Source organism: Maridesulfovibrio salexigens DSM 2638, from assembly GCF_000023445.1.
Taxonomy (GTDB): Bacteria; Desulfobacterota; Desulfovibrionia; order Desulfovibrionales; family Desulfovibrionaceae; genus Maridesulfovibrio; species Maridesulfovibrio salexigens.
In genome coordinates this window covers 3651043-3672960 of the sequence record NC_012881.1, presented here as the reverse complement: position 1 = coordinate 3672960, position 21918 = coordinate 3651043, and the positions used below count along the sequence as shown (strand labels likewise).

The following is a 21918-nucleotide window of genomic DNA, read 5'->3' as shown; positions in this document are numbered from 1 at the left end:
ATGGAAGAGAGAGCTAAAATACTAATTGTTGATGATGAGCGTTTGAATCTCAATGTCCTTTCCGATCTGTTGCGTCAGGACTATAAGGTTGTCTTGGCTAAAAATGGCAATCAGGCTCTTGATCGTGTGAATTCTGATAATCCTCCTGATCTGGTGCTGCTGGATGTTCTTATGCCGGAAATGGATGGGTATGAAGTTCTGCGTAAAATCAAAACTTCCGATAAAAGTAAGGATATTCCGGTTGTTTTTATTACTGCCCTTGATTCCGAGCATGATGAGGCCCGCGGTCTTGAAATGGGTGCCGTGGATTATATTCGCAAGCCTTTCCATCCCCCAATCGTCAAGGCAAGGATAAAGAATCACCTGACCATAGCCAGACAGAGAAAATTATTGGAAGGACTTGCCAATCTGGACGGTCTTACTGAAATGCCCAATAGAAGAAGTTTTGAACTGGCTTTGGACAGGGAGTGGCGCCGTTGTAGTCGTTCCGGGGATAAAATGTCGCTGGCTATGCTCGATGTAGACTGTTTCAAGCAATATAACGATAACTACGGTCATACTGCCGGAGATGAAGTTCTTAAGAAAGTTGCTGATCTCTTACTGGCTGAGGTCCAACGTCCGGCAGATGTTGCCGCACGATACGGCGGAGAAGAATTTGTTCTCCTGCTCCCGGAGACAGATTCAGATGGCGGCAGGTATATTGCCGAAAAAATCAGGGTTTTAATTTCTGAGTTGGGTATCAAGCACGGTTTTTCTTCAGTAAGTAATGTGCTGACGGTAAGTCTTGGCGGAGTGACTGTGATCCCATCCACCTTTTCAAAGGCTCAGGATTTAACCGTCGGCGCTGATTCGATGCTTTACGAGGCTAAGCGCAGGGGAAGAAATATGGTCCTCTGGACCGATTTGACCTGATTTTATTCTCCTTCAGGAAACCATATTTCGTATGTGGTTCCCTCTCCCGGCGAACTCTGACATTCAATCGTTCCGTTCAGTGCTCTGGTTACAAGGTTGTATACCAGATGCATGCCGAGTCCTGTATAGCCCTCACTTCTGGCTGTGGTGTAAAACGGTTCAAATACTTTTAATACTTGCTCCGTTCCCATTCCGATGCCGTTGTCTGAGAAGGTGAGTTTGACCCCTTTGCCGCTGCGTTCAGCAGTAATGGATATATTCCCTTCATCCGTATCCGGGAAAGCATGGGTCAGAGAGTTGCTTACAATATTTGTTATGACCTGCATTAGTGAGCCGGGTGAAATATTAATTTCCAGCCCCTTGGGGCAGTCCACAGTTATTTCATGCTTGTATGTCTTGAATTTTGGCTTGAGCGACAGCAGGATTCCCTGAATGTATTCGTGCAGGTTGATTTGGCGGACATCATCAGAAGTCTGGTCCACTGCTAGCTGCTTGAAGTTGCTGATAAGTGTTGCTGAGCGCTCAAGGTTTTTCATTATGTTATCGAGAGCCTCGCTGCCGGTTTTCAGGAACTTTTCAAGGTCCGACTTTTTCATGGTGCCGGATTCAAAGTTGTGTTGCAGGGTTTCGGTCAGCTCTTTAATAAATGAAGCGCTGGTTACACTGATCCCAAGCGGGGTGTTGATTTCATGAGCTACTCCGGCAACAAGCTCCCCGAGAGAAGCCATCTTTTCCGTTTCAACCAGTTTATCCTGAGTCTGGCGCAGTTCATCCATAGATTTAAGTAAGGCTGAGTTGGCGTTTTCCAGTTCGGTGGTTCGCATGGCGACCCTTTCCACCAGCTCTTTGTTCAAGGATTTCATCTCCTGCTCAACTTCTTTGATGCGGGAGATATCTGTGGAAATCGTCAGGATAGCCGGGGTGTTGTTTTCTGCTGTGGTATAGGGAACCCGTGTTGTTTCAATCCAGTGGGTTACCCTGTTCTCATCGCGGAAACTCTCTTCGGTGAGGAGCTTTTCATTTCTTTCAATGACCATGCGGTCATCTTCAAGAATACGGGTTACTTCCACCGGATCAGTTATTATCTCCGGCAGGTATTTTCCGGTAATCTCAGAAGCAGGAATCCCCATCTTTTCGGCTTTGATGCTGTTTACCAGCAAAAATTTACCTTCAAGGTCGTTGGCGAATATTTCTTGTGGCAGCAGATTGATTACCTGACTTAGCCGTGCTTCACTTTCCTGAGCTTTTTTTGTTGCTTTCTTGCTTTCGGTTATATCGAGGCCCTGAAGGAGAATAAAGTCTGCATCTTCCTTGGATTCCATCCGAACTGGAGAAAATGTCCAGATAAAATATTTTTCATCTCCTTCCACCGGACGGATCGGTAATTCCAGAACCGGAGTGAAATCACCTACCATAGCCTGTTGCAATGCTTCGTCTATCGTCTCCTGATAGTTTCCCGGAAAAAGATTATTCAGTGTTTTGCTTAAAACCTGTTTTTCGTCAAAACCTATAAGTTTCGCTGCTGCCGGATTCATATCAAGGACAACTCCGGTTGTGTCGCAGTTAATGATTGGCGCTTTTGCTGAGGAGAATAGTTTAGAAATATAGACGCTGTTTTCGTCCAGTTTTGCAACCATGTTCTCGAGCATCGAGCCCAGTTGGTTGAATTCCCTTACCTGACCGGGGATGAAATTTGTTTCTCGTTCTCCGGATGCTACGTTCTGGGCATAATCAGTAAGCATTTTCAGTGCTTTTAGAATCCTTTTTTGCAATGCCCAAGCAGTAAATATAGCCAAAAGGGTTGCCAGTGAAAGAAGGATACCCAGATTCTGCATGTAATTTTTCTTTAAGGATTGGAACGAAGGGTTTTGCCTTACAAAACTGAATAGCAATGGGCTGTCTGCCTGCTGTGGGAGTAGCTGGATGGTAGAGTAGATAAGCTCCTCATCAATTTTAAAATCACCCGGTTTGATACCCAGAGTCCAGTCAACGAGCTTTTTCATCTCCGGTTTAGAGGGATTGGATGTGCTTATGATTAACCTGTGTCTGCTGATGAGGGCTGCGTTAATTGCGCTTGATACATCTTTCAGTCGATCTATAAAAGATACGTTGGAGTTCAGATCGATCCCGCCGTAAAGGATTCCGGCGACCTCACCGGTATGTTCATTGAAAACAGGGACAGCACAGACCAGCATGGTCCTGATGCTATTTAATGATCTGAATGAAAGGTAACCCCAAGCCGGAGACGTGGTCATAGTGTTTTTGAATTTATTACGAAGTTGAACGATTGGTAGTTCGATGACTCCGGCTTCAACCCAGTTTCGCCCTTCCCGGTAAATGGTCAGAACGTCCAGAAGATACCCTTGGCGGGAGTTCATAAATTCGTACAGCTTCTGGTCAAGGGTTTCACTGTCACCGGAAATGATTGCGCCCCGGAAATTAGGATCCAGAGTCATTTCAATAAGGTCATCTTTAATGTCTTCGAGTGTGTTGTTTAGAGAGAGAGCAACAATGCTTTCTGTTTTTTCAATATCAATGGCTATTTCGCTTTCAAGGGTGGTTTTGGACAAATAGAAAGACCATGAAAGTATGAATATTCCCATGACAACTACCAAAGCCAGCATAGGGGTCAGTAGTTGTATTGTCAGTCCCAGAGCCTTCCTTGAGAACAGCTTCATTCATGAATCCTTTTAGTTTCCGGAGTAGCGAAAGCTTTCCTGTTGCAGTTGGTGCAGTCGTTTTGCACTTACACCTTTTTCCAATATTTCAAACCTACCGGAAAATACAAGGGGAATAAGTGATTTTTGTCCAAGCATATCAAGAATCACAGCATCGGCCATGGCTACGCCGTTGTCATCGTTGATGCGCATTACCGTGACATCCAGTTCTCCATTTTCAATTGCTTTTATCTCAGGTGTACCGCCACCCCAGCCGTTGACCATGATTTGTTGGAGCATATCCTTTTCTTGCAATGCTTCAACTGCTCCAAGAGCAATATCTGTAGAGCAGGCGTAGATAAATTTAATATCCGGGTATTGTGTAGCAATATTCAAAGTTGCCACCCGTGCTCTTTTTTTATTGATTCCGGTGCGGAAAGCAGTTGCCAGTTTGAGGGATGTGTTGTTGTCCATATATGAAATAAAGGAATTTCCTCTTTCTTCATTCAAATAACCGGGATTCGGCAGGAGAATTGCGTAGCTGCCGCGTCCACCTGTTTTGCGGGCAAAATACTCGGCAAGCATTCTTGTTCCGCGTGCATGGTCAAATCCAACGTACATGAAGGGTTGTTTATCTTCCCAGGCCTTAAGCGGGGTAGTAATGTTCTGGAGTATTATTTTGGGCTTTCCTTTAATTAGGATAGGCTCAATCATTCTTTGGTGCCTCAGAGCATCAAGGGTAAAGAAAAGGTAGTCCGGGTCGGTTGCAAGGGCCTTCTGGAAAATGGCTACCTGCTTGCCCATTGTTTCTGAGGCATTAATATAAAATTTAGAAATACGGGGAGTAGCACCGTATTGGTGAATCCTGTTTTCGAAGGATTTAGTGCTTCTGCGCCAGTAATCCGAGACTTCTCCTCCGGGATATACAATGGCTATTTTAGGACTCAATTGTTTTTTAAGTCGCGTAACGTCATTTCTTTTAACGATCTTATTAAAGCGATCTTCCAGAATTTTTTCAGTGGGATGAATTTTAATGTATTGGTCGAGAGTGAAGTATTTTTCGGCCTTGGCAGGTATTGCGAAAAGCAGAATTGCAAAGAGGGCTATGACGGACGAAAATAGTTTGAGATTCATTACTGTCTCCATATTTCAATGTTTACACGCGAAATATGGAGACAGTGTATCAGAATAACAACTAAATGTAACTCCACTGATGTAGACTGTGGAGAACATTTTTAGAGCGGGAGATCAGGATGTGGCGGCCAGTGGTGTGCGTTGTCTGAGCAGGCTTACTCCGGCATAGACCAGCGGAGTGTCCAGAAAAGCAATACATACTTTGGCGACCCATTGACCTATGATGATATCTGTTACGGGCATTACGCCGTAGAAGGCGATGGTAACGAATATAGTCGAGTCAATGAGCTGTGAAACAATGGTTGAGAGGTTGTTGCGCAACCAGAGATGATTGCCTTTTGTCAGCTTGCGCAGGAAATGGAAGAGCCAAACATCATTTGTCTGGCTGACCAGATAAGCCATCAGTGATGCAAGGACAATGCGCGGGGTATTGCCGAGTACGCTGGCAAAACCTTCCTGTCCGTGCCAGAAGGGGGCAGCTGTCCAGTGCAGGGCGGCCCATGAAAGGGCGATGGCGGTCAGTAGGGCAATGAATCCGCAGTGGATAACTTCATTTGCCCTTTCCTTCCCCCAGATTTCACTGATAATATCCGAGACAATAAAGGTAACGGAGTAGGCCAGTACTCCTGCGGGGGCGTAAAAGCCGAAGATGTTGATGATCTTGGTTGATACAACCGCGGCCATGACCAGCGAGCCGATGAAAAGGCTCGTCAGAAGAGTGAACGCTTTGCGTTCAAATGTTGAAGAGAGCATTGGGTTCCCTTGTGTTGGATGTGCTTGTTTTGAAACGGATTCCGCCCGACACGAGCAAAAGGGAGAAAGTCCCGCGCCTCGACAGTTCCGTTTCGGGGCAAATATTCAAGCTGCAGGGTTGCCAGCATTTGAGTGAAAAGTCAAAATGGAAATAAGGTCTCGCGGAGGTTTTCTTTTGGCGGGCAAGCTGCTAACAGCCGGGACTCGATAAAGGCCCTTTTCAGATTAGACTGTTTATCTATGGAGAAGATCACTATGAAAACTACCAAAAGTCAGGATAAGACCGAATCCCTTGTTTCTCTCGGTCAGGCGGGGGCAACAGAGTACAACTACAATACTCCGGGTCCCGAAATCCTTGAAACCTTCCCGAACAATTTCCCGGGCAGGCCCTACATTGTAAGTATTGAATTCCCGGAATATACATCGCTTTGCCCAGTGACCGGTCAGCCGGATTTCGCGACTATCATTGTGGAATACATTCCTGATGAACTTTGCGTTGAGTCCAAGAGTTTCAAGCTGTACATGGGTGCTTACCGCAACCATCAATCTTTCATGGAAACCATTACCAATAATATCCTCGACCATTTTGTGGGTCGTCTTTCTCCTCTGTGGATGCGGGTGAAAGGTATCTTTTCGCCTCGTGGTGGGACTGCCCTGCATGTCTTTGCTGAGCATTACAAAAAAGATAGCGCACAGTATGAAGATGTTCGGGAGATGGTTCGTGAATGGAAAATGGAATCATCTAGACATTCCGCTTAATTTTATTTACGCGCTATACTGAATGGTTATCCTTTTTTCTGTCTTCTGTTCACGGAGATTATGATTGCCGGAACTTGACAGAATTGAGTTAATTTTTATATTTTGCCAAACAGGAAAGTTTGGAGAAGTTATCATGACAGCAAATATCGAGACGAAATCAAAAGTGTTCAAGGCGCTGGGGCATCCCAGCAGGCTTGCTATTGTTGAAGCTCTGTGTGACGGAGAACTTTGCGTCTGCGATATTGTTCCCATAGTGGGACGGGATATTTCCACTGTGTCCAAACATCTTTCCCTGCTCAAGGATGCAGGGGTGCTCAAGGACAATAAGCGGGGGACCAACGTGTATTACAGCCTGAATATGGATTGTGTGCCGGGATTCCTGAATTGTCTTGAAAACTTTTTTGCAAGGAAATTTGAAGAGCAGGCTAAGGCCTACGCTGCAAGTTCTATAAAAAAATTGTAAGCAGGAACAGCTGTGACTTTGTTGCGGCTGTTCTTTTTTGAATAAATAGTTTCGTATTTGGCAAAATATAAAGACGGGAGAAAACAATGGAAGAGTTAAATATTAAACCTTGCGCGTGTTCGTCAGAATCTAAGGGCTTGGAACCTCTGGGCATAAATTCTGAAGCTGAAACTGTTGTTGAAGAGCAGGAGGAATCCACTTTACCTATTAAAGGTAATGCTCTTTGGGCTGCAATGGGCGGTGGACTGGTTGTCTGGTATGCCATTTATTCGCAGTTGCTGCCATTTTCCAAGTATGCGGCTTTTGATTTGTTCGGCCTTCTTCCGGGCAGTCACCTAGGTGAAGCGGTTCAATTTTTTATCTACGATACACCTAAGGTGTTGATGCTGCTGGTACTGGTTGTCTTCGGTATTGGCATTATCCGCTCATATGTGACTGTGGAGTGGACTCGAAAAGTTCTTGCCGGAAAGCGTGAATCATACGGTAACGTTCTTGCCGCACTGCTCGGTGTTGTCACCCCGTTCTGCTCTTGCTCAGCCGTTCCTCTGTTTATCGGCTTTGTAGCTGGGGAAGTTCCTTTGGGTGTAACATTTTCTTTTCTGATTTCCGCGCCTATGGTTAATGAAGTGGCGCTGGTCCTTTTGTATGGGCTTATGGGCTGGAAAGTTGCTGCTCTGTATTTTGTTACCGGTATTTCCATCGCAATTGTAGCTGGCTGGGTCATCGGAAGGCTGGGCATGGAAAAGCATGTGGAAGGCTGGGTTAAGCTGGCAAGTGCGCAAAACAACGGCCCGCAGAACGGTATGAGTGTTGAGGACCGTGTTGTTTTCGGTCTTGATTCAGTCAAAGAAATTGTTGGCAAGGTCTGGCTGTACGTTGTGATCGGTATTGCTGCCGGGGCGGCTATTCATGGATATGTTCCCGAAGATATGATGGCCTCCATTATGGGTAAGGGTGTCTGGTGGGCGGTTCCTGCTTCTGTCCTTCTGGGTATTCCCATGTACACCAATGCTGCCGGGGTTATCCCCATCGTTGATGCTCTGTTGGGTAAGGGAGCGGCTCTCGGAACAGTACTGGCATTCATGATGAGTGTTATCGCACTTTCTTTTCCGGAGATGGTTATTCTGCGCAAGGTGCTTAAGCCTAAGCTGATAGCCGTCTTTGTCGGGGTAGTGGCTAGCGGAATTCTCATCGTGGGCTATTTATTTAATATGATTATTTAGCTTTCCCGGATTAGCTGTTATCAGCCGCATTGCTCTTTAAGGCAGTGCGGCTGTTTTTATTTTGGGTTTTTTCTGGGATTGAAGTTGTGGTATTGTAGACCAGATTAATATTTTCGGGAGGTACTGCATGATAGATGAAGAATATGAAACCGGCTTCATGGTCGTCAGTTGTTCCGGCGGATCAGGCTCAGGACAGGCTGCAAACAGTCTGGCTGTGGAGCTGAATAAAAGCGGTTTTGCCAAGATGGTTTGTCTCGCGGGGATCGGTGCCGGCTTGGATGAGTGTGTTGAGGAAGCTGGCAAGGTGAGGGATCTCATTGTTATTGATGGCTGTGAAAAGGGTTGCTCTCAGATTATGCTGAGAAAAATGGGCATTGAACCTGTACATACATTTTGTCTCACTAAGATGGGAGTCGAGTGTCCTGTCACAGAAGTTGATCCGGCAATGCTGGAAGAGCTTCGCAAGAAGATAAAACTTTTGTTCGGCCAGCAACGGGCAGATTCTAAGTATGCAGTGTGTGGATGTGACACATGTGTTAGAGAATAATGGTGTTATTTCACAAAAATAATAATGGCTTATAAATAGCCGTTTGTTAATTGTAGGTTAAGTTCAGGCTTAACCTTTTTGTTTATTTGTTTAGCGGGGGATTGTTTTTGTGAGTAGAGTTCTTGTTATCGAGCCTAGCAAGGCTACCGCCAAATTTATCCAGGCAACTCTATTGAAGGCCGGTTTTGAATGTGACCTTGCCTGTACCTATGATGGTGCACAGCAATTGATTGCCGCAAATGAGTATTTTGTCGGGCTGAGCAGCATGCTGCTTGATGATGCGGAATACGGCATGGGTATAGATCTGCTGCTGGAAAACAGCATCCCCGCTATTGCTGTAACTTCATCCTTGGACGAACAGGCACTGGGTGCTCTGGCTGAGAAAAGTATTGTTGATTATGTACTCAAGAAGTCTGATCAGGCTGAGTACATTTCACGTATTGTTAGCCGTGTTTATAAAAACCAGGGGATCAAGGTTCTGGTGGTTGATGACTCAACTTCCGTACGGGATTGGATTTCCAGAATTCTTATGCGCCAGGGCCTGACAGTGTTGCAGGCTGAAGATGGCCGTGCTGCTACAAAAGTTTTTTACAAAAACAACGATATTAAGCTGGTTTTGACCGACTATTACATGCCGGAAATGGATGGTCTTGAGCTGACAGCGCATCTGCGCTCAATCCGGTCTATGGAAGAGCTAAGTATTGTAGTGCTTTCTTCGGATAGCAAATCGCGCACAGCACCGCTTTTTCTTAAACAGGGAGCCAATGATTTTATCCAGAAGACAGCCTCTGTTGAGGAAATTCTCTGCCGGGTAAACTCCAACCTTGAATTTATCGAGCTTATTCAGGCTTCCCGTGATCGCGCTAACAAGGACTACCTTACCGGACTGTGGAACAGGAGGTATTTCTTTGAGTACGGCACCCCAATTTATGAGCAGGGTATGACTGCAGGCAATGAGCTTTGTGTGGTCATGCTTGATATTGATCATTTCAAAAAGATTAACGACACTTACGGGCATGATGCCGGCGATGAGGTTTTAAAAGATTTTTCATCCTTACTGGCGGACTATATCGGTGATGTCGGATTGGTCTCAAGGTTTGGTGGAGAAGAGTTCACTGTTCTTCTCAATGGGATTCAGGCTGATGAACTTTTCGATTTTCTTGAAGATTTCAGAGAAGAGGTAGGATCTTTTTCTGTAGACTTCAAAGGACAGGTTATAACTCTTACCGTTTCAATTGGAGCTACGGCAAATATGGATGAATCTCTTACCGTAATGGTAAGCCGTGCAGATGACAAACTTTATGAAGCCAAAAGAACAGGGAGAAATAAAGTCCTTTGTGATTGGTAACGCTACATTCATCATTCATTTAAGTGTCCGGTACGTTTTTCGTGCCGGATTTTTTTTGTTTGATGGATTCTAAAATTGGCTTTGAATAGCCGCTGTTGTGCGCTATACTTTTAATAATAAGTGTTGAAATCTTAATGGTTCAAGCAAAGGGGGAGAATATGTTGCCAATGAAGGATTTCTTTAGGAGCGATGAAATTGTCAATCTTACTGAAGAGATAGTTTATAACGAGTTGCAGGCACTTATCGGGCGGGCGGAAATAGAATTTTGTCAATGTGACAAGTGTTTGTTTGATATAGTTTGTGTGGTTTTGAATAAGATTCCAAGCCTGTACTCCTCCAGTATTGCGGATCGCACTTATCCCAGTGCTGAGTTCAAGGCAGAATATGATCGTTTAAAGCTGCTGGCTGCGGAGGAGATTCCGCGGGCAATTGAACAGATCAAAGACAGATTGCATCATTAGTTTCTTAAGTGCGGTACATAATAATTTACTTTTTTTTGGAATAGTAATCGGTTACTGTCTCCTTGCTTTTTTTATTATAATTGTGATTGGGAGTTGGATTGCTGTTTCGAGGGTGGTCCCTTTCTTTGAAATGCTACTTAGGGGGAATTTGTGAAATCTTTTTTTCGTGCGGTTGCTGGATTGAGGGCATCCGTTGTTCTTCTTTTTGTCTTGTTAACCATGTCGGTCCTTTTGGGCGGATGTTTTGGTGATGAAAAAGATCAAAAGGCGGCTGCTCAAGCCATGCCTGTCAAAGTGATCAAAGTTACGGAACACCAATTTCCTGTGATGGGAGAATACGTAGCCCAGATTCAAGCTTTGAAGACCGTAGAGATAAAAGCCCGTGTGCAGGGGCATATCAAAGAAAGGCTGTTCACTGAAGGGCAGCGGGTTAAGGAAGGGCAGCTCCTTTTTATAATTGATCCCCGTCCTTATAATGAGGCTCTGAAGAAAGCTGAGGCGGAACTTGCCAGTACCCGTGCAACTCTCGCTAAGGCCAAGAAAGATTACAAACGCTTTAAGGCCCTTTTTGATCAAGGTGCGGTTAGTCGTGAAGAGTTCGATTCCAAGATTACCGACAAGCAGGTGCTGGAAGCTAACGTAAGTAACGCTAAGGCACAGGTTGAGCAGGCTAATCTGGATTTGGGTTTTACTCAGATCAAGTCTCCTATGGATGGCATTATCGGTAGAACTCAGGTTGAGCCGGGTACTCTTGTTGCTGCTGAAGCAACTGTGCTGGTAACCGTTTCTGCTGTTGATCCGGTTTATGTAAATTTCAGCATCCCTGAAAGAGAATATCTTGTCGCCGCGCGCGAAATAGAGGCTAATAAAAAAGCAGGCAAGCCTGCGAGGGGTTCCAATCTCCAGATTATTCTGGCTGATGGTGACTACTATGCCTATAATGGAACTTTCAACATGGCTGATCGTGCAGTGGATTCTTCCACCGGGACCTTGGGAATTCGCGCAGAGTTTCCTAACCCGGAAAGGATTCTGCGTGATGGACAATATGCCAAGGTTGTTGTTTGCCTCAAAGAATACCCCAGTGCGTTGGTGGTTCCCACAAGGGCGTTGCTTGATGTTCAGGGACGTAAATCTTTGCTGACTGTTTCTAACGGTACTGTAGTAGAAAAGCACATTACTGTTGATTACAGCGACGACCGCAATACAGTTGTCAAAACCGGAATTGAATCCGGGACCCTGATTATTGCTGACGGCGTGAATAAGATTCGTCCCGGAACTCCGGTCACTCCTCAAATTTCTCCTGACAGCTCTAAAATTGAGAAATAGTAATCCCATTTAATATACAAATCTCCCCGCAATAGCGGGGAGATAATTTTTCGCAGGAAGAACCATGGTCAATTTCTTTATCGACAGACCCATTTTTTCGTCCGTTATCTCCATCATTATCACGCTGGTAGGGTTACTCAGTATTTTTACCCTGCCCATTGCCCAGTATCCTGAGATCGCCCCGCCTACGGTACAGATTGCGGCCCAGTATACCGGTGCCAGCGCGGATGTCGTGGAGCAGACCGTTGCAGCTCCCATTGAGGAACAGGTTAACGGTGCGCAGGACATGCTCTACATGAACTCCATCAGTTCCAACGATGGACGCATGGTGCTTAACGTTACCTTTGATCTGGGACGTGATCTTGAACTGGCGACCGTTGATGTTCAGAACAGGGTCAGTCTTGCCACTCCCCAGTTACCTTCGGAAGTAACCAAGTCCGGTGTCAGTGTTAAAAAGCAGTCTTCAAGCATGATCTGCGTAATCAGCCTGCTTTCACCGGAAGGAACATATGACTCTCTTTTTCTGAATAACTACGCAAAGATTAATCTGTTTGATGCCATTTCCCGTATCCCCGGAGTCGGTAGCGTTTCTCTGTTTGGAGATCAGGATTATGGTATGCGTATCTGGCTTGATCCTGATAAAATGGCTCGGCTGGCGATTACAGCGGATGACATCATAGCCGCAGTGCAGGAGCAGAACTTACAGGCTCCTGCCGGTCAGGTTGGTCAGCCCCCGGCAGCATCCGGTCAGCAGTTCCAGTTAACTGTCAGGGTAAAGGGACGCCTTAGTGAACCTGATGAATTCGGTAATATTATCGTAAAAGCCAACCCGGACGGCAGTACTGTGCATATTCGGGATGTTGCCCGGGTGGAAATGGGATCCAAATCCTATTCTGCATTCGGCAGGCAGGGTGAAATTGATTCCGCGATGCTGCTGGTTTACCAGTTGCCCGGTGCAAATGCGTTGGATATCGTTGAACAAGTCCGTTCCACTATGGATGAGCTTTCCAAAGATTTCCCCACCGGGATGAAATATGACATCCCCTACGATACAACTTTGTTTGTAACAGCCTCTATTGATGAGGTTATGGATACCCTTTACGAGGCTATGGCCCTCGTATTCATCGTTGTCTTCATCTTTTTGCAGAACCTGCGGGCCACCATCGTACCGATGATTGCGGTTCCGGTTTCACTTGTCGGTACCTTTGCTTTCTTCCAGGTTCTTGGGTTCTCCATTAACACTTTGACCCTGTTCGGTATGGTTTTGGCCATCGGTATTGTTGTTGACGATGCCATCGTTGTGGTCGAAGCGGTACAATCCAAGATTGACGAAGAGGGGATGGATGCCAAGACGGCTACCAAGGAGGCCATGAAAGAGGTCTCCGGGCCGATTGTGGCGACTACTGCGGTTCTTATTGCCGTGTTCGTACCAGTAGCATTCATGGGTGGTATTTCCGGACAGTTATATAAACAGTTCGCGTTGACCCTTGCTGTTTCTGTCGCCATTTCGTCCATCAATGCTTTGACATTCTCCCCGGCCATGTCTGCTTTGCTGCTGCGGCCGCAGAAGAAAATGCGTGGTCCGCTGGGATGGTTCTTTGAACAATTCAATAAATACTTCAGTAAAATAACCTCAGGATATACCTCTGGAGTCCGTCTGATTCTGCGCAAGTCAATTGTTGCGCTGGGAATTTTCGGTGTGCTCATGTTTGGGACATATTCCCTTTTCAATACTGTGCCTACCGGGTTCGTACCTAACGAGGATCAGGGCTATTTCATGATCAACGTTCAGCTTCCTGAAGGTGCTTCGCTTGAGCGCTCGGATGCGGTTGTTAAGAAGGTTGAGGATATCCTTAGGAATGAACCGGGCGTTAAAACTTATTTTGCACTGGGAGGATTCAACCTTATTACCGGTGCATATTCATCTTACACTTCGACACTGTTTGCATCTCTTGATCCATGGGATGAGCGAACCGATCCGCAACTGCATGTAAATTCCATCCTGCGCAAAGTTCAGCAGAAGGTTCTTGGAATTCAGGAGGCCGTGGTAATCTGCTTCAACCCGCCGCCAATTAACGGCATCGGTTCAACCGGTGGATTACAGTTTGAACTGCAGGACCGTTCCGGAGGAACTGTCGAGGAGCTGGCACAGGCTGCGCAGGATTATATGGCCGAGTTGCGCAAGCAGCCTGAACTTACCGGAGTATTCTCCACTTTCAGTGCTAATGTGCCGCAGCTTTATGTTGATGTTGATCGTGATAAGGTCCGCAAGCTGGGTATTCCTCTTAATGAAGTGTTCACAGCAATGCAGACTTTCCTTGGTGGATATTACATTAACGATTTTAACAAGTATGGCAGGACTTATCGGGTTATGGCGCAGGCTGATTCCCAGTTCAGAACCAGTCCTGAGGATGTTTCCAAGTTTTATGTGCGCGGTAATACCGGAAAGATGATTCCTCTTTCCACCCTGCTGAACCAGAAGAAGATCTTCGGACCGGAATATATTCAGCGCTACAATTTGTTCAGGGCTATTGAAATTACTGCCGCCAACGCTCCCGGTTATAGTACCGGTCAGGCTATGGCGGTAATGGAAAAAGTCGCTCGTGATACCCTGCCCAGAGGCTATGGTTTTGATTGGACGAACATTGCCTATCAGGAGAAGAAGTCCGGCGGCGAAGTTGTTATCATTTTTGCCTTGGCGGTCATGATGGTATTTCTCGTACTTGCAGCGCAGTATGAAAGCTGGATCATTCCGCTGGCGATTGTTTTTGCGGTGCCGCTGGGTGTATTCGGGGCCATATCAGGGCAGTTCATACGCGGTTTGGATAACAACGTTTATGCCCAGATCGGTTTGATCATGCTGGTCGGTCTTGCGGCTAAGAACGCAATCCTCATCGTTGAATTTGCCAAGGCCAAGTATGAACAGGGAGCATCTCTTCTGGATGCAGCAGTGCAGGCCGCGCAGTTGCGTTTCCGTCCGATCCTGATGACCTCCTTTGCGTTTATACTCGGAGTTGTTCCGCTGGTAATTGCACAGGGTGCGGGGTCTGCCAGCCGCCATGCTCTCGGAACGTCTGTTTTTGCAGGCATGATTGCGGCGACCATTCTCGGGGTGCTTTTTGTCCCGCTGTTCTATGTGACTCTGGTAAAATTCCAAAATAGAAAGGGATCTGCTGCTAAGGCTGATTCCTCTGAAGAGTAGAAGATAATTAAAGTTTAGAAAAAAAGCCCCCGCCGGAATCATTCGGCGGGGGCTTTTCTTTGGCCTTCAATATCCGTAATGCTCAAGCTGGAAGCTCTTGAGTAAGGTCTTTGGGACTTCTACTCTTTGCTTCGCAGGAATAAAAAGTAGTGTGCCCAGAATGCGCAGCTGGTGCCGATGAAACATCCGAAAATGACATCAGAGGGGTAATGCTTACCCACCACAACCCGGCTGATTCCGATCAGTACAGCCAGAATTATAGGGATATACTTTTTGCGTGGAAGGAGCAGAGCTATTGCTGTGGTTAATGAGAAAATGCGCAGGGTGTGCCCTGAAGGAAAAGAGTTCTGCATATATTTGCCGGAAAACCAAGTGAAGCCGAAGGAACCGTCTTCGAAGAACACTGGCGGTCGAAAGCGTCCAAAGAACCATTTCAGCTCGTCTCCGATAAGCATGGCGGTCATGGTTGAAAAAGCTACCAGCAGCATGGCACGTGATCTGTTTTGAAGTCCATTGAGAGTTGCATCAACAGTTCCTGCGATCAGGGCCAGAAATGAGATGGTCTGGATTACGTGCTTGGAGGCAAGATTGCTGAACATTTTGCCGATTGTAATCGCAAATGTACCTTTTAATGAATGCGCAGCTTGGGCTATGGGCAGGTCAAAGGATTGGTAAAAGAGCACAACAAGCAGCAGTGTCACAAGTGCGCCGACAGCTGTGCAGAAAGACAATCTTTTGGAACTGTCAATCATGGGTAAACTTCCTTGTTAATTCTGTAGACCTTGAGGGCGGCCTTGTTCCACAATCGGTTCAGTTGATGGAGAGAGGGGAATCTTTACATAAAAATTGGTGCCGTCATCTTGTGATGAATCGAACCATACTCTTCCCCGGAGGTAATTTTCAGTGAATACTTTTACACTGTATGTACCAAGTCCTCTTCCCTTACCTTTTGTGGAAAAAGATTTTTTAAATATCTGATGTGCAACCGTCATGGGTATGGTTCCCGTGTTGGAAACTGTGATCAGGGCGTAATCGTTTTTGGTCGTGCCCATAACCTCGACAGTGCTGTTTGCAGGGGAGGCTTCAATTGCGTTTTTAACCAGATTCTCAATAATACGGTAAAGAATTCGCTTGTCAGTGGTTAAAGAAAAGTCATCTATCTTGGATTTGAGAGAGATGTTTTTATCTTTTGTCATTTGACTGCTGGAGTGAAGCGCGCAGACCGCATCAATAATCTGTTTAACGATTACCGGCTCATTGTTTACCTCAAGCTGTCTGGCTTCAGCGGAGATGAACAATCTGTGGGCATCGATTTCGTTTGCCATAAATCTTGCCCGGTCAACGATCATTCCGGCAAGCTCTCGATGTTCGGTTTTGACAGCATCTTCTTCGAGTAGTGTCCCCGCATTGACTATGCCGTTTACAGCATTCAGCAAGTCATGAAGGAAAACCCTTTCCATCATTTCTTTATGCTTACTGTCGGAAATATCAGTCAGATGGATTATGAAATATTGCTCATCTTTGATTACTAAGGGGGAGGCATTTACTTTGAATGTGTAAGCTTTGACTATGCCGTCTACATTGGACAGCAGCATGCATATTTCTTCAGCCTTCTCTCCGGTCATGGCTGTTTGGATAGCTCGTAGGGCGCCACATTGTACGCAGGGAACCGCCTTACCACACTCGCTGTTTTGTGAGTTGCAGCAACGGAAAAGTTCACCGGGACGGCGTCCGAGAATTTTGTTGGTTCGTCTTTCCCCTGCAGCTGCGGAAAGCGTGCTGTTGTACAGAATGATTCTTCTGTCGCTGTTAAGAATAAAGGCAGGGTTAGGAACGGAGTTTAGTAATTCCGCTGCTATCTCTTTTTTTATCCTCGTATGTTGATCCAAAATGTCCGGGCTGCAAGGATAAAAATCCTCTACCGGACAACTCGGAGAGTATGCGTCTTCACTCATGCAATATCCCTTAGAACTGATGGATTAGTGACCCTTATAAAAAAGTAGGGAGTTGCCGTTTCCTTCCATGTAAAGCATACCGTTTCTTTCCTGCATGGTTTGAACTCGCTCTAAAGCCTGCATGAATTTGAATTCCTGCAGATTCAGGTTTTTGGAGCATGCTTTGCGGGTCATACCAAGCGGTCCGGTACTGAATTGTCCGTTTACATAGGAGTAGTCGCCGCGGAAGCTGTTACAGCCTCCGGAACCGTAAATTTTACCGTTGTCGTCAAGGCGCATCCAGATATGAGCGAATCCCCCTATAGGCTTGCCGTCAATATCTTCCGCAATCCACTTAGTGTTGGTTGGGTTTTCATAAACAGGGTAGTAGGTCTGTTTCGGTGCGCAACCTGAAATGAGTACAAACAAGCAAACAGTTAAAATAGCCGGAATAAATCTTTTAAAATTAGCTGTTTTCATGAAAGTTACCTCCGTAAAATGGATTGTACTTCGAAATATTTCTTATTGATAGAAAAATATCAAAGAAATAACTGAGGCATACCTAGAGGCCGCAGAGCATATAGCCGAGAATAAGGCTGCATTTTTCAATGCACGAAGGGTAGAATTGTTTATGCAGTTTTGTGCGTGAACGGTTCTCTTTACCGTAATAAAACTCTGCAATTCCCAGTGGGGTAAAGCCGTTGCTGGCTGCAAAGTTCAGCAGTTTTGGGGCGCAGCAATCTCCGGTTCCGGTGGGGATTCCCTTTGAACCGTATATTATTTCCGGCATGGTCCGTGTTTCAGATCGGAAATTATGAACCTTGTAGATGGCGTGAATTTCGCGCATCAATTTTTGTGAAAGTTTTTTACGCCGGGACGCAAGGACTGCATATTCCTCAGTACCGGGAGTAAAATCGGTCATTTCACGGCCGATTCTTTTAATTTCCTTTTCAGTGGATTCAGTAAGATTCTGAAATTCGTGTGGATCGATAATAGGGCTAACCCAGCCGGGAATTTCCCAGTATCCATTGTATTGTCCGGAAAAAGCCTTGGCGGAGTGCTCATTTCCTTCATGGTCCAGATAGGTCATGATTCCGAACATCTGTCCGCGTGCGTTTCCAAAAAGGTAGTCGGTTGAAAAGTGGGGATTTCGCTGCTCCGGAGGCAGCTCAAAGTCAGCGTGCTTTTCGCTGTCCAGTTTCTGCATCAATTCAATGCAGAGCCGCACAGCGTCTCCCGGGCCCAAGACGTGGGTGTCTTCGCACCGGGAGCAGTATCCGGAGCAGGATATGTTGTTTGCAAATATTTCCGTGCCGTGCATGTGAACGCTCGCTGAAGATTATAAAAACGGGGATACGCCTTGGCGCACCCCCGTTTAATTGTATTAACTCAGAACCTGCGGCCCTGTACTGGCTGACGGAAAACCTGTTTTACTAGGAAATAGGTCCGTTAAAGATTACAGAGACAATTCCATATTCGATTTTGCCTTTGGGTGCATTCACCACAACTTCATCGCCTTCAATTTTACCAAGCAGTGCCTTGCCTACCGGGGATTCAATGGAGATGATTCCTTTTTTGAAATCACTCTCATCCGGTCCCATGATGGTGTAGGTCTTTTCGGCGCCGGTATCGATGTCTTCGAGAGTCACTGTTGCTCCGAAGGTGATTTTTTCACCGCCGAGTGTGGTCATGTCTACTACGTTGAATTGGGGGATGCGTGATTCAATGTAATTGATTTTCGCTTCAAGCATTCCCTGTCTTTCACGGGCTGCGTGGTAACCGCCGTTTTCTTTAAGGTCGCCTTCTTCACGGGCTTCCGCAATGGCTTTGATTACTTCAGGGCGCTCTTTCTTAAGAGATGCCAATTCCGCTTTGATTTTTGCAAATCCTTCTTTTGAAATGGGTATAGTGCTCATTCCATAAACCTCTAATAATTCCGTCGTTGTCAATAAAAATGCAGCCACCGCCGAAAAGGTCTTTCCGGAAGTGAAGCTGCTTTGGGTACAGGTTGCAGGGCAACTGATCAGTTGCTGAAAGTTCTGGGTAGAACATCCTTTGAACTAGGTCAAGTCGCATTTGTCAAAAGATGAATTGTTTTGATGTTTTTTTAATATTATTAAAGTGTTGCTTGCTGCTGAGCCTCGTTTGAAATAATGGATTATGGCAATCTTTAACTGATTATAAATTATAATTGTATCAGTAATAAACTGGATTTATTAAGGTATTATTTTAGAGAGCAGGGGTTTTAATCTGCAGTGTATTTATGTAATAAACCATTGCTCGTGCGGGATGAGTTTTGCTTTTATGATTTGAGAGGGTTTTGCGGTGGCTACTGAAATAATAACTATTGAAAAGAAAGACGTTAAACCGGGAATGTTTGTCCAGCGCTATGGAGCCGGGACATTTCAGGATCCTTTGGTTGAGGTCGGTAAATATATTGAATCATACGATGATATCGCCAAGTATCTTCCTGATGATACTCAAAAAGTTGAGATAATAAGCGGTAGGATTCTTCCAAGTAAGGACTACGCCTGTGAGAAAGGTTCGCTGAGTGTTGAGCAGGTAGCCCGCAATATGGCTGAGGCCTTACCTGAAGCTCGCAGGGTTCATGAAGAAGCCCTGAATTATGCACGTAAATTTATAGAGGATGTACGACAGGGTAAGACTGTGGCTGTTGAGGAGGCTGCTCCTATCGTAGGTGAGGTTATCGACAGTCTGACCACAAATGAGCCTGCCGCGCTGACTCTTGCGTTTCTTAAAAGGTATGATGAATATACCTACACACACAGTATCAATGTGAATCTTTATTCCCTGTTGCTGGGAAAGGCTCTGGGGTTACAGCGTGAGGAGCTGGAGATGCTGGGCATTGCGGCCTTGTTTCATGATGTTGGAAAGGGACGTATTCCCAACAAGGTCCTTAATAAACCCGGTAAGCTCACTGATTCTGAATATGAAGTCATGAAAAGTCATTCCCGTAAAGGATTGGAGGTCCTGAAAGGGGTCGAAGGTCTTGACCGGGCTGTGCTGCGCGGTGTGCTTGAGCATCACGAGCGTTTTGATGGGAACGGTTATCCCGGTGGGATCAAAGGTGATGATATTCATCCTTTTGGTAGGATTATTGCCATCAGCGATGTTTATGACGCATTGACCAGTGTCAGGGTTTATAAAAAAGCCGTTTCCCCTGCCAAGACTTTGAGCTTGATGTATAAATGGAAAGGCACTGATTTCGACCCTGCCTACCTGAACCGTTTTATCAGGGTAATGGGTATTTATCCTCCGGGAACTATTGTTCAACTGGATGATTTGCGTTTTGCCCTTGTTCTGGAAACCAATGAGACAAAGCCGCGTCATCCAAAGGTTAAGGTCTTGTTTAATAGTAAGATGCAGCCTGTGCATTCTGAATGCCTTGATCTTGCTACATATAAAAAAGACGGTCAGGATGTTCAGGTTATGCGCCAGCCTGATCCTCAATCCTTGGGTGTTGATATGCAGCAGCTTTCCCGCTTTCTGGTTTAAATAGACTGAAATATAAATTTGCAGCCGGAATCAGTTTTTCTGATTCCGGCTTTTTTTATTGACGGTAAGTGACATTAAGTTCATCTTTTTCCAAAAGTTTATTTAATTAAGTAACCAGCGAGTTGATAAGTATGGTCCGCAAACACGGAAATTTTGAGATTGTGCAGGACAGGGCGGATGTTACCAGAAATGATATTTTGGAAGCAGCTTTGGAGGTATTCGCTGAAAAGGGTTACGCCGGGGCCAATACCAAAAATATAGCCGCAGCAGCCGGAGTCGCCACCGGATCAGTGTACCGTTACTTCAAGAATAAGAAGGTTATTTTCATTGAAGTAATGAACATGCTTCAGGGGCAGATGAGTTATGATATCTTTGCCAAGGCTCGGGCCATGCTTCAAGAGGGTGATTCTTTTCGGGATGCCATGCGGATGCTGGGGGCGTATTCTGTAGAGTCGCATCGCAGTAACCGTATGTTTTTTCGTGAAGTAATAGCCCTGGAAGCTACAGATGATGAGATTGCGGCCATCGGTCGTGAGCGGGACCGCAGGATTCGTGGACATTTGCTGGAGTTTTTAGAATCCCAGAGGCATCATTTGAAAGTGGATGATCTTGAGGCAGCTGCCGAACTGGTCCATCTTGTGGTGGAAGAAGTTTCGCATCAGGCTGTTATCTTTGATTCCGAAGTAGGCGAAGATCGTCTTGTCTCTCAGATGGTAATGATGCTTGAAGGATACCTCCTGGGGCCTCATTCCAGTTGATTCAAATAACAAATTCCATTTCAGCAAAGAGTTTGTCTTCATCATAGATGCCGGGGAATCTGGTTGATATTTCGTCCATGATTGAGAAATAAGCATCCCAACCCAGAACTTGCGCCTCTTTTTTCTTGTTAACGAAAATTTTAAAAGTAGTCCCTTTCGGGCATTTTGTCATATTCAGTTCCAGAACCCCTGTCGCTGTAGTTTCCAGCCATACAGTTGACCATGCAGTGCGGTCACCCTCAGTCTTTTTGTATTTCTCGAAGTAGGCCTCGAATATTCTTTTAATGTCTGTTTGATTCATTTGCTGTCTCCTTAAATCTGTTGCGTCTTGACGCATAACTATTTTGTTTGAAAATGAGCAAGTAGTATGCGTCGAGGTGTATGTTTTTTGGTCTGAGCTAATTTCTTATAAGTCGGGATTTTGGATACATTTTTGTAGGGTATATTTGGTGTGCAGTAAGAAAATTGCCAAAAATGTAATTTTTCAAAGTCTAGAGGGTGGAGAGTGATTGCTCCCTAGGATGCTTTGTTTAGCTCTTCTATCCACAAGCTTGATTTGTGATCGTATAATTGCGTGGTCAATAATCGGTAAAGAGTGCCTTCTTGTGTCTGATTGTCCGTTTTTGCCAAAAGTAGAACAGGGTGATTTGTGTATTTGTCATTTTAGTGAAAGTGAGTGGTTTAGTATGCTGCTTCACTAGTAAATAGTTATTTATTTCAAGTTTTTAACTGTGTAAGGTGTCATCTGTTTCTTAAGTGTTTTGACGCTGTGTTTGGAGCATGTTTTGTTGTGTTGAATGACTGTAGCAGTCAGTTTAGGATTTAAAAACTTCATTTTCGTATTTTTGTTTGCCAAAATTGTTTTTTTCTGACATTGTCTAATCTCTGAATCGCTCTAGTCTTTAAAAAAATGATCTTTATCTTC

Annotated in this window: 20 protein-coding genes; 11 read left to right on the top strand and 9 right to left on the bottom strand. The window is 45.4% G+C overall.

What is annotated here, in order from left to right; all coding sequences use genetic code 11:
• Nucleotides 1-912: a GGDEF domain-containing response regulator gene (locus tag DESAL_RS16810; RefSeq protein WP_015853167.1), complete on the top strand. Its 912-nt coding sequence runs from the start codon at nt 1-3 to the stop codon at nt 910-912.
• Between the two features lie 2 nt (nt 913-914).
• Here the strand turns inward: DESAL_RS16810 and DESAL_RS16805 are convergent, their stop codons facing one another.
• The 3 genes from DESAL_RS16805 to DESAL_RS16795 form a co-directional block, all read right to left on the bottom strand.
• Nucleotides 915-3590, bottom strand: a complete 2676-nt coding sequence (locus tag DESAL_RS16805) for a PAS domain-containing protein (protein ID WP_015853166.1) — start codon at nt 3588-3590, stop codon at nt 915-917.
• 12 nt (nt 3591-3602) lie between these two features.
• Nucleotides 3603-4703, bottom strand: a complete 1101-nt coding sequence (locus tag DESAL_RS16800; protein ID WP_015853165.1) for a substrate-binding domain-containing protein — start codon at nt 4701-4703, stop codon at nt 3603-3605.
• Between the two features lie 114 nt (nt 4704-4817).
• Nucleotides 4818-5456, bottom strand: coding sequence for a queuosine precursor transporter (locus DESAL_RS16795; protein WP_015853164.1), 639 nt, complete (start codon nt 5454-5456; stop codon nt 4818-4820).
• Between the two features lie 255 nt (nt 5457-5711).
• Between DESAL_RS16795 and queF the strand changes: the two genes are divergently transcribed.
• The 8 genes from queF to DESAL_RS16755 all read left to right on the top strand — a co-directional run bounded on the left by queF (nt 5712) and on the right by DESAL_RS16755 (nt 14785).
• A complete protein-coding gene (gene queF / locus DESAL_RS16790; RefSeq protein ID WP_015853163.1) occupies nt 5712-6215 on the top strand; it encodes a preQ(1) synthase in 504 nt (167 codons plus the stop codon).
• Nucleotides 6216-6348: 133 nt separating this feature from the next.
• The gene (locus tag DESAL_RS16785) at nt 6349-6678 is read left to right on the top strand and encodes an ArsR/SmtB family transcription factor (RefSeq protein WP_015853162.1); all 330 of its coding nucleotides are present in this window, start codon (nt 6349-6351) and stop codon (nt 6676-6678) included.
• 86 nt (nt 6679-6764) lie between these two features.
• Nucleotides 6765-7901 (top strand): permease, encoded by a 1137-nt coding sequence (locus DESAL_RS16780; RefSeq protein ID WP_015853161.1) that lies wholly within the window; start codon nt 6765-6767, stop codon nt 7899-7901.
• A 127-nt stretch (nt 7902-8028) separates the two neighbouring features.
• Nucleotides 8029-8448 (top strand): putative zinc-binding protein, encoded by a 420-nt coding sequence (locus DESAL_RS16775; protein WP_015853160.1) that lies wholly within the window; start codon nt 8029-8031, stop codon nt 8446-8448.
• 109 nt (nt 8449-8557) lie between these two features.
• Nucleotides 8558-9796, top strand: a complete 1239-nt coding sequence (locus DESAL_RS16770; RefSeq protein ID WP_015853159.1) for a diguanylate cyclase — start codon at nt 8558-8560, stop codon at nt 9794-9796.
• A 158-nt stretch (nt 9797-9954) separates the two neighbouring features.
• Nucleotides 9955-10257, top strand: a complete 303-nt coding sequence (locus DESAL_RS16765) for a late competence development ComFB family protein (protein WP_015853158.1) — start codon at nt 9955-9957, stop codon at nt 10255-10257.
• 150 nt (nt 10258-10407) lie between these two features.
• A complete protein-coding gene (locus DESAL_RS16760) occupies nt 10408-11583 on the top strand; it encodes an efflux RND transporter periplasmic adaptor subunit (RefSeq protein ID WP_015853157.1) in 1176 nt (391 codons plus the stop codon).
• Between the two features lie 64 nt (nt 11584-11647).
• Nucleotides 11648-14785, top strand: coding sequence for an efflux RND transporter permease subunit (locus DESAL_RS16755; protein ID WP_015853156.1), 3138 nt, complete (start codon nt 11648-11650; stop codon nt 14783-14785).
• A 119-nt stretch (nt 14786-14904) separates the two neighbouring features.
• Here the strand turns inward: DESAL_RS16755 and DESAL_RS19885 are convergent, their stop codons facing one another.
• The 5 genes from DESAL_RS19885 to greA all read right to left on the bottom strand — a co-directional run bounded on the left by DESAL_RS19885 (nt 14905) and on the right by greA (nt 18635).
• On the bottom strand, nt 14905-15537 hold the full coding sequence (locus tag DESAL_RS19885) for a phosphatase PAP2 family protein (RefSeq protein WP_015853155.1): 633 nt from the start codon (nt 15535-15537) through the stop codon (nt 14905-14907).
• 15 nt (nt 15538-15552) lie between these two features.
• Entirely contained in the window at nt 15553-16740 is a 1188-nt protein-coding gene (locus tag DESAL_RS16745) for a sensor histidine kinase (protein ID WP_015853154.1), read from the bottom strand.
• Between the two features lie 24 nt (nt 16741-16764).
• Nucleotides 16765-17199, bottom strand: a complete 435-nt coding sequence (locus tag DESAL_RS16740; RefSeq protein WP_015853153.1) for an META domain-containing protein — start codon at nt 17197-17199, stop codon at nt 16765-16767.
• 82 nt (nt 17200-17281) lie between these two features.
• Complete coding sequence (locus tag DESAL_RS16735) at nt 17282-17947, bottom strand: hypothetical protein (protein ID WP_245543757.1); 666 nt, start codon at nt 17945-17947, stop codon at nt 17282-17284.
• A gap of 205 nt (nt 17948-18152) precedes the next feature.
• The gene (gene greA / locus DESAL_RS16730) at nt 18153-18635 is read right to left on the bottom strand and encodes a transcription elongation factor GreA (RefSeq protein ID WP_015853151.1); all 483 of its coding nucleotides are present in this window, start codon (nt 18633-18635) and stop codon (nt 18153-18155) included.
• Nucleotides 18636-19044: 409 nt separating this feature from the next.
• Between greA and DESAL_RS16725 the strand changes: the two genes are divergently transcribed.
• Complete coding sequence (locus tag DESAL_RS16725) at nt 19045-20235, top strand: cyclic di-GMP phosphodiesterase (protein ID WP_015853150.1); 1191 nt, start codon at nt 19045-19047, stop codon at nt 20233-20235.
• Between the two features lie 131 nt (nt 20236-20366).
• The gene (locus DESAL_RS16720) at nt 20367-20993 is read left to right on the top strand and encodes a TetR/AcrR family transcriptional regulator (protein WP_015853149.1); all 627 of its coding nucleotides are present in this window, start codon (nt 20367-20369) and stop codon (nt 20991-20993) included.
• Between the two features lies 1 nt (nt 20994).
• On the opposite strand, the gene DESAL_RS16715 is transcribed toward DESAL_RS16720, so the two are convergent.
• Nucleotides 20995-21294, bottom strand: coding sequence for a hypothetical protein (locus tag DESAL_RS16715; RefSeq protein ID WP_015853148.1), 300 nt, complete (start codon nt 21292-21294; stop codon nt 20995-20997).
• Nucleotides 21295-21918: the final 624 nt, after the last annotated feature.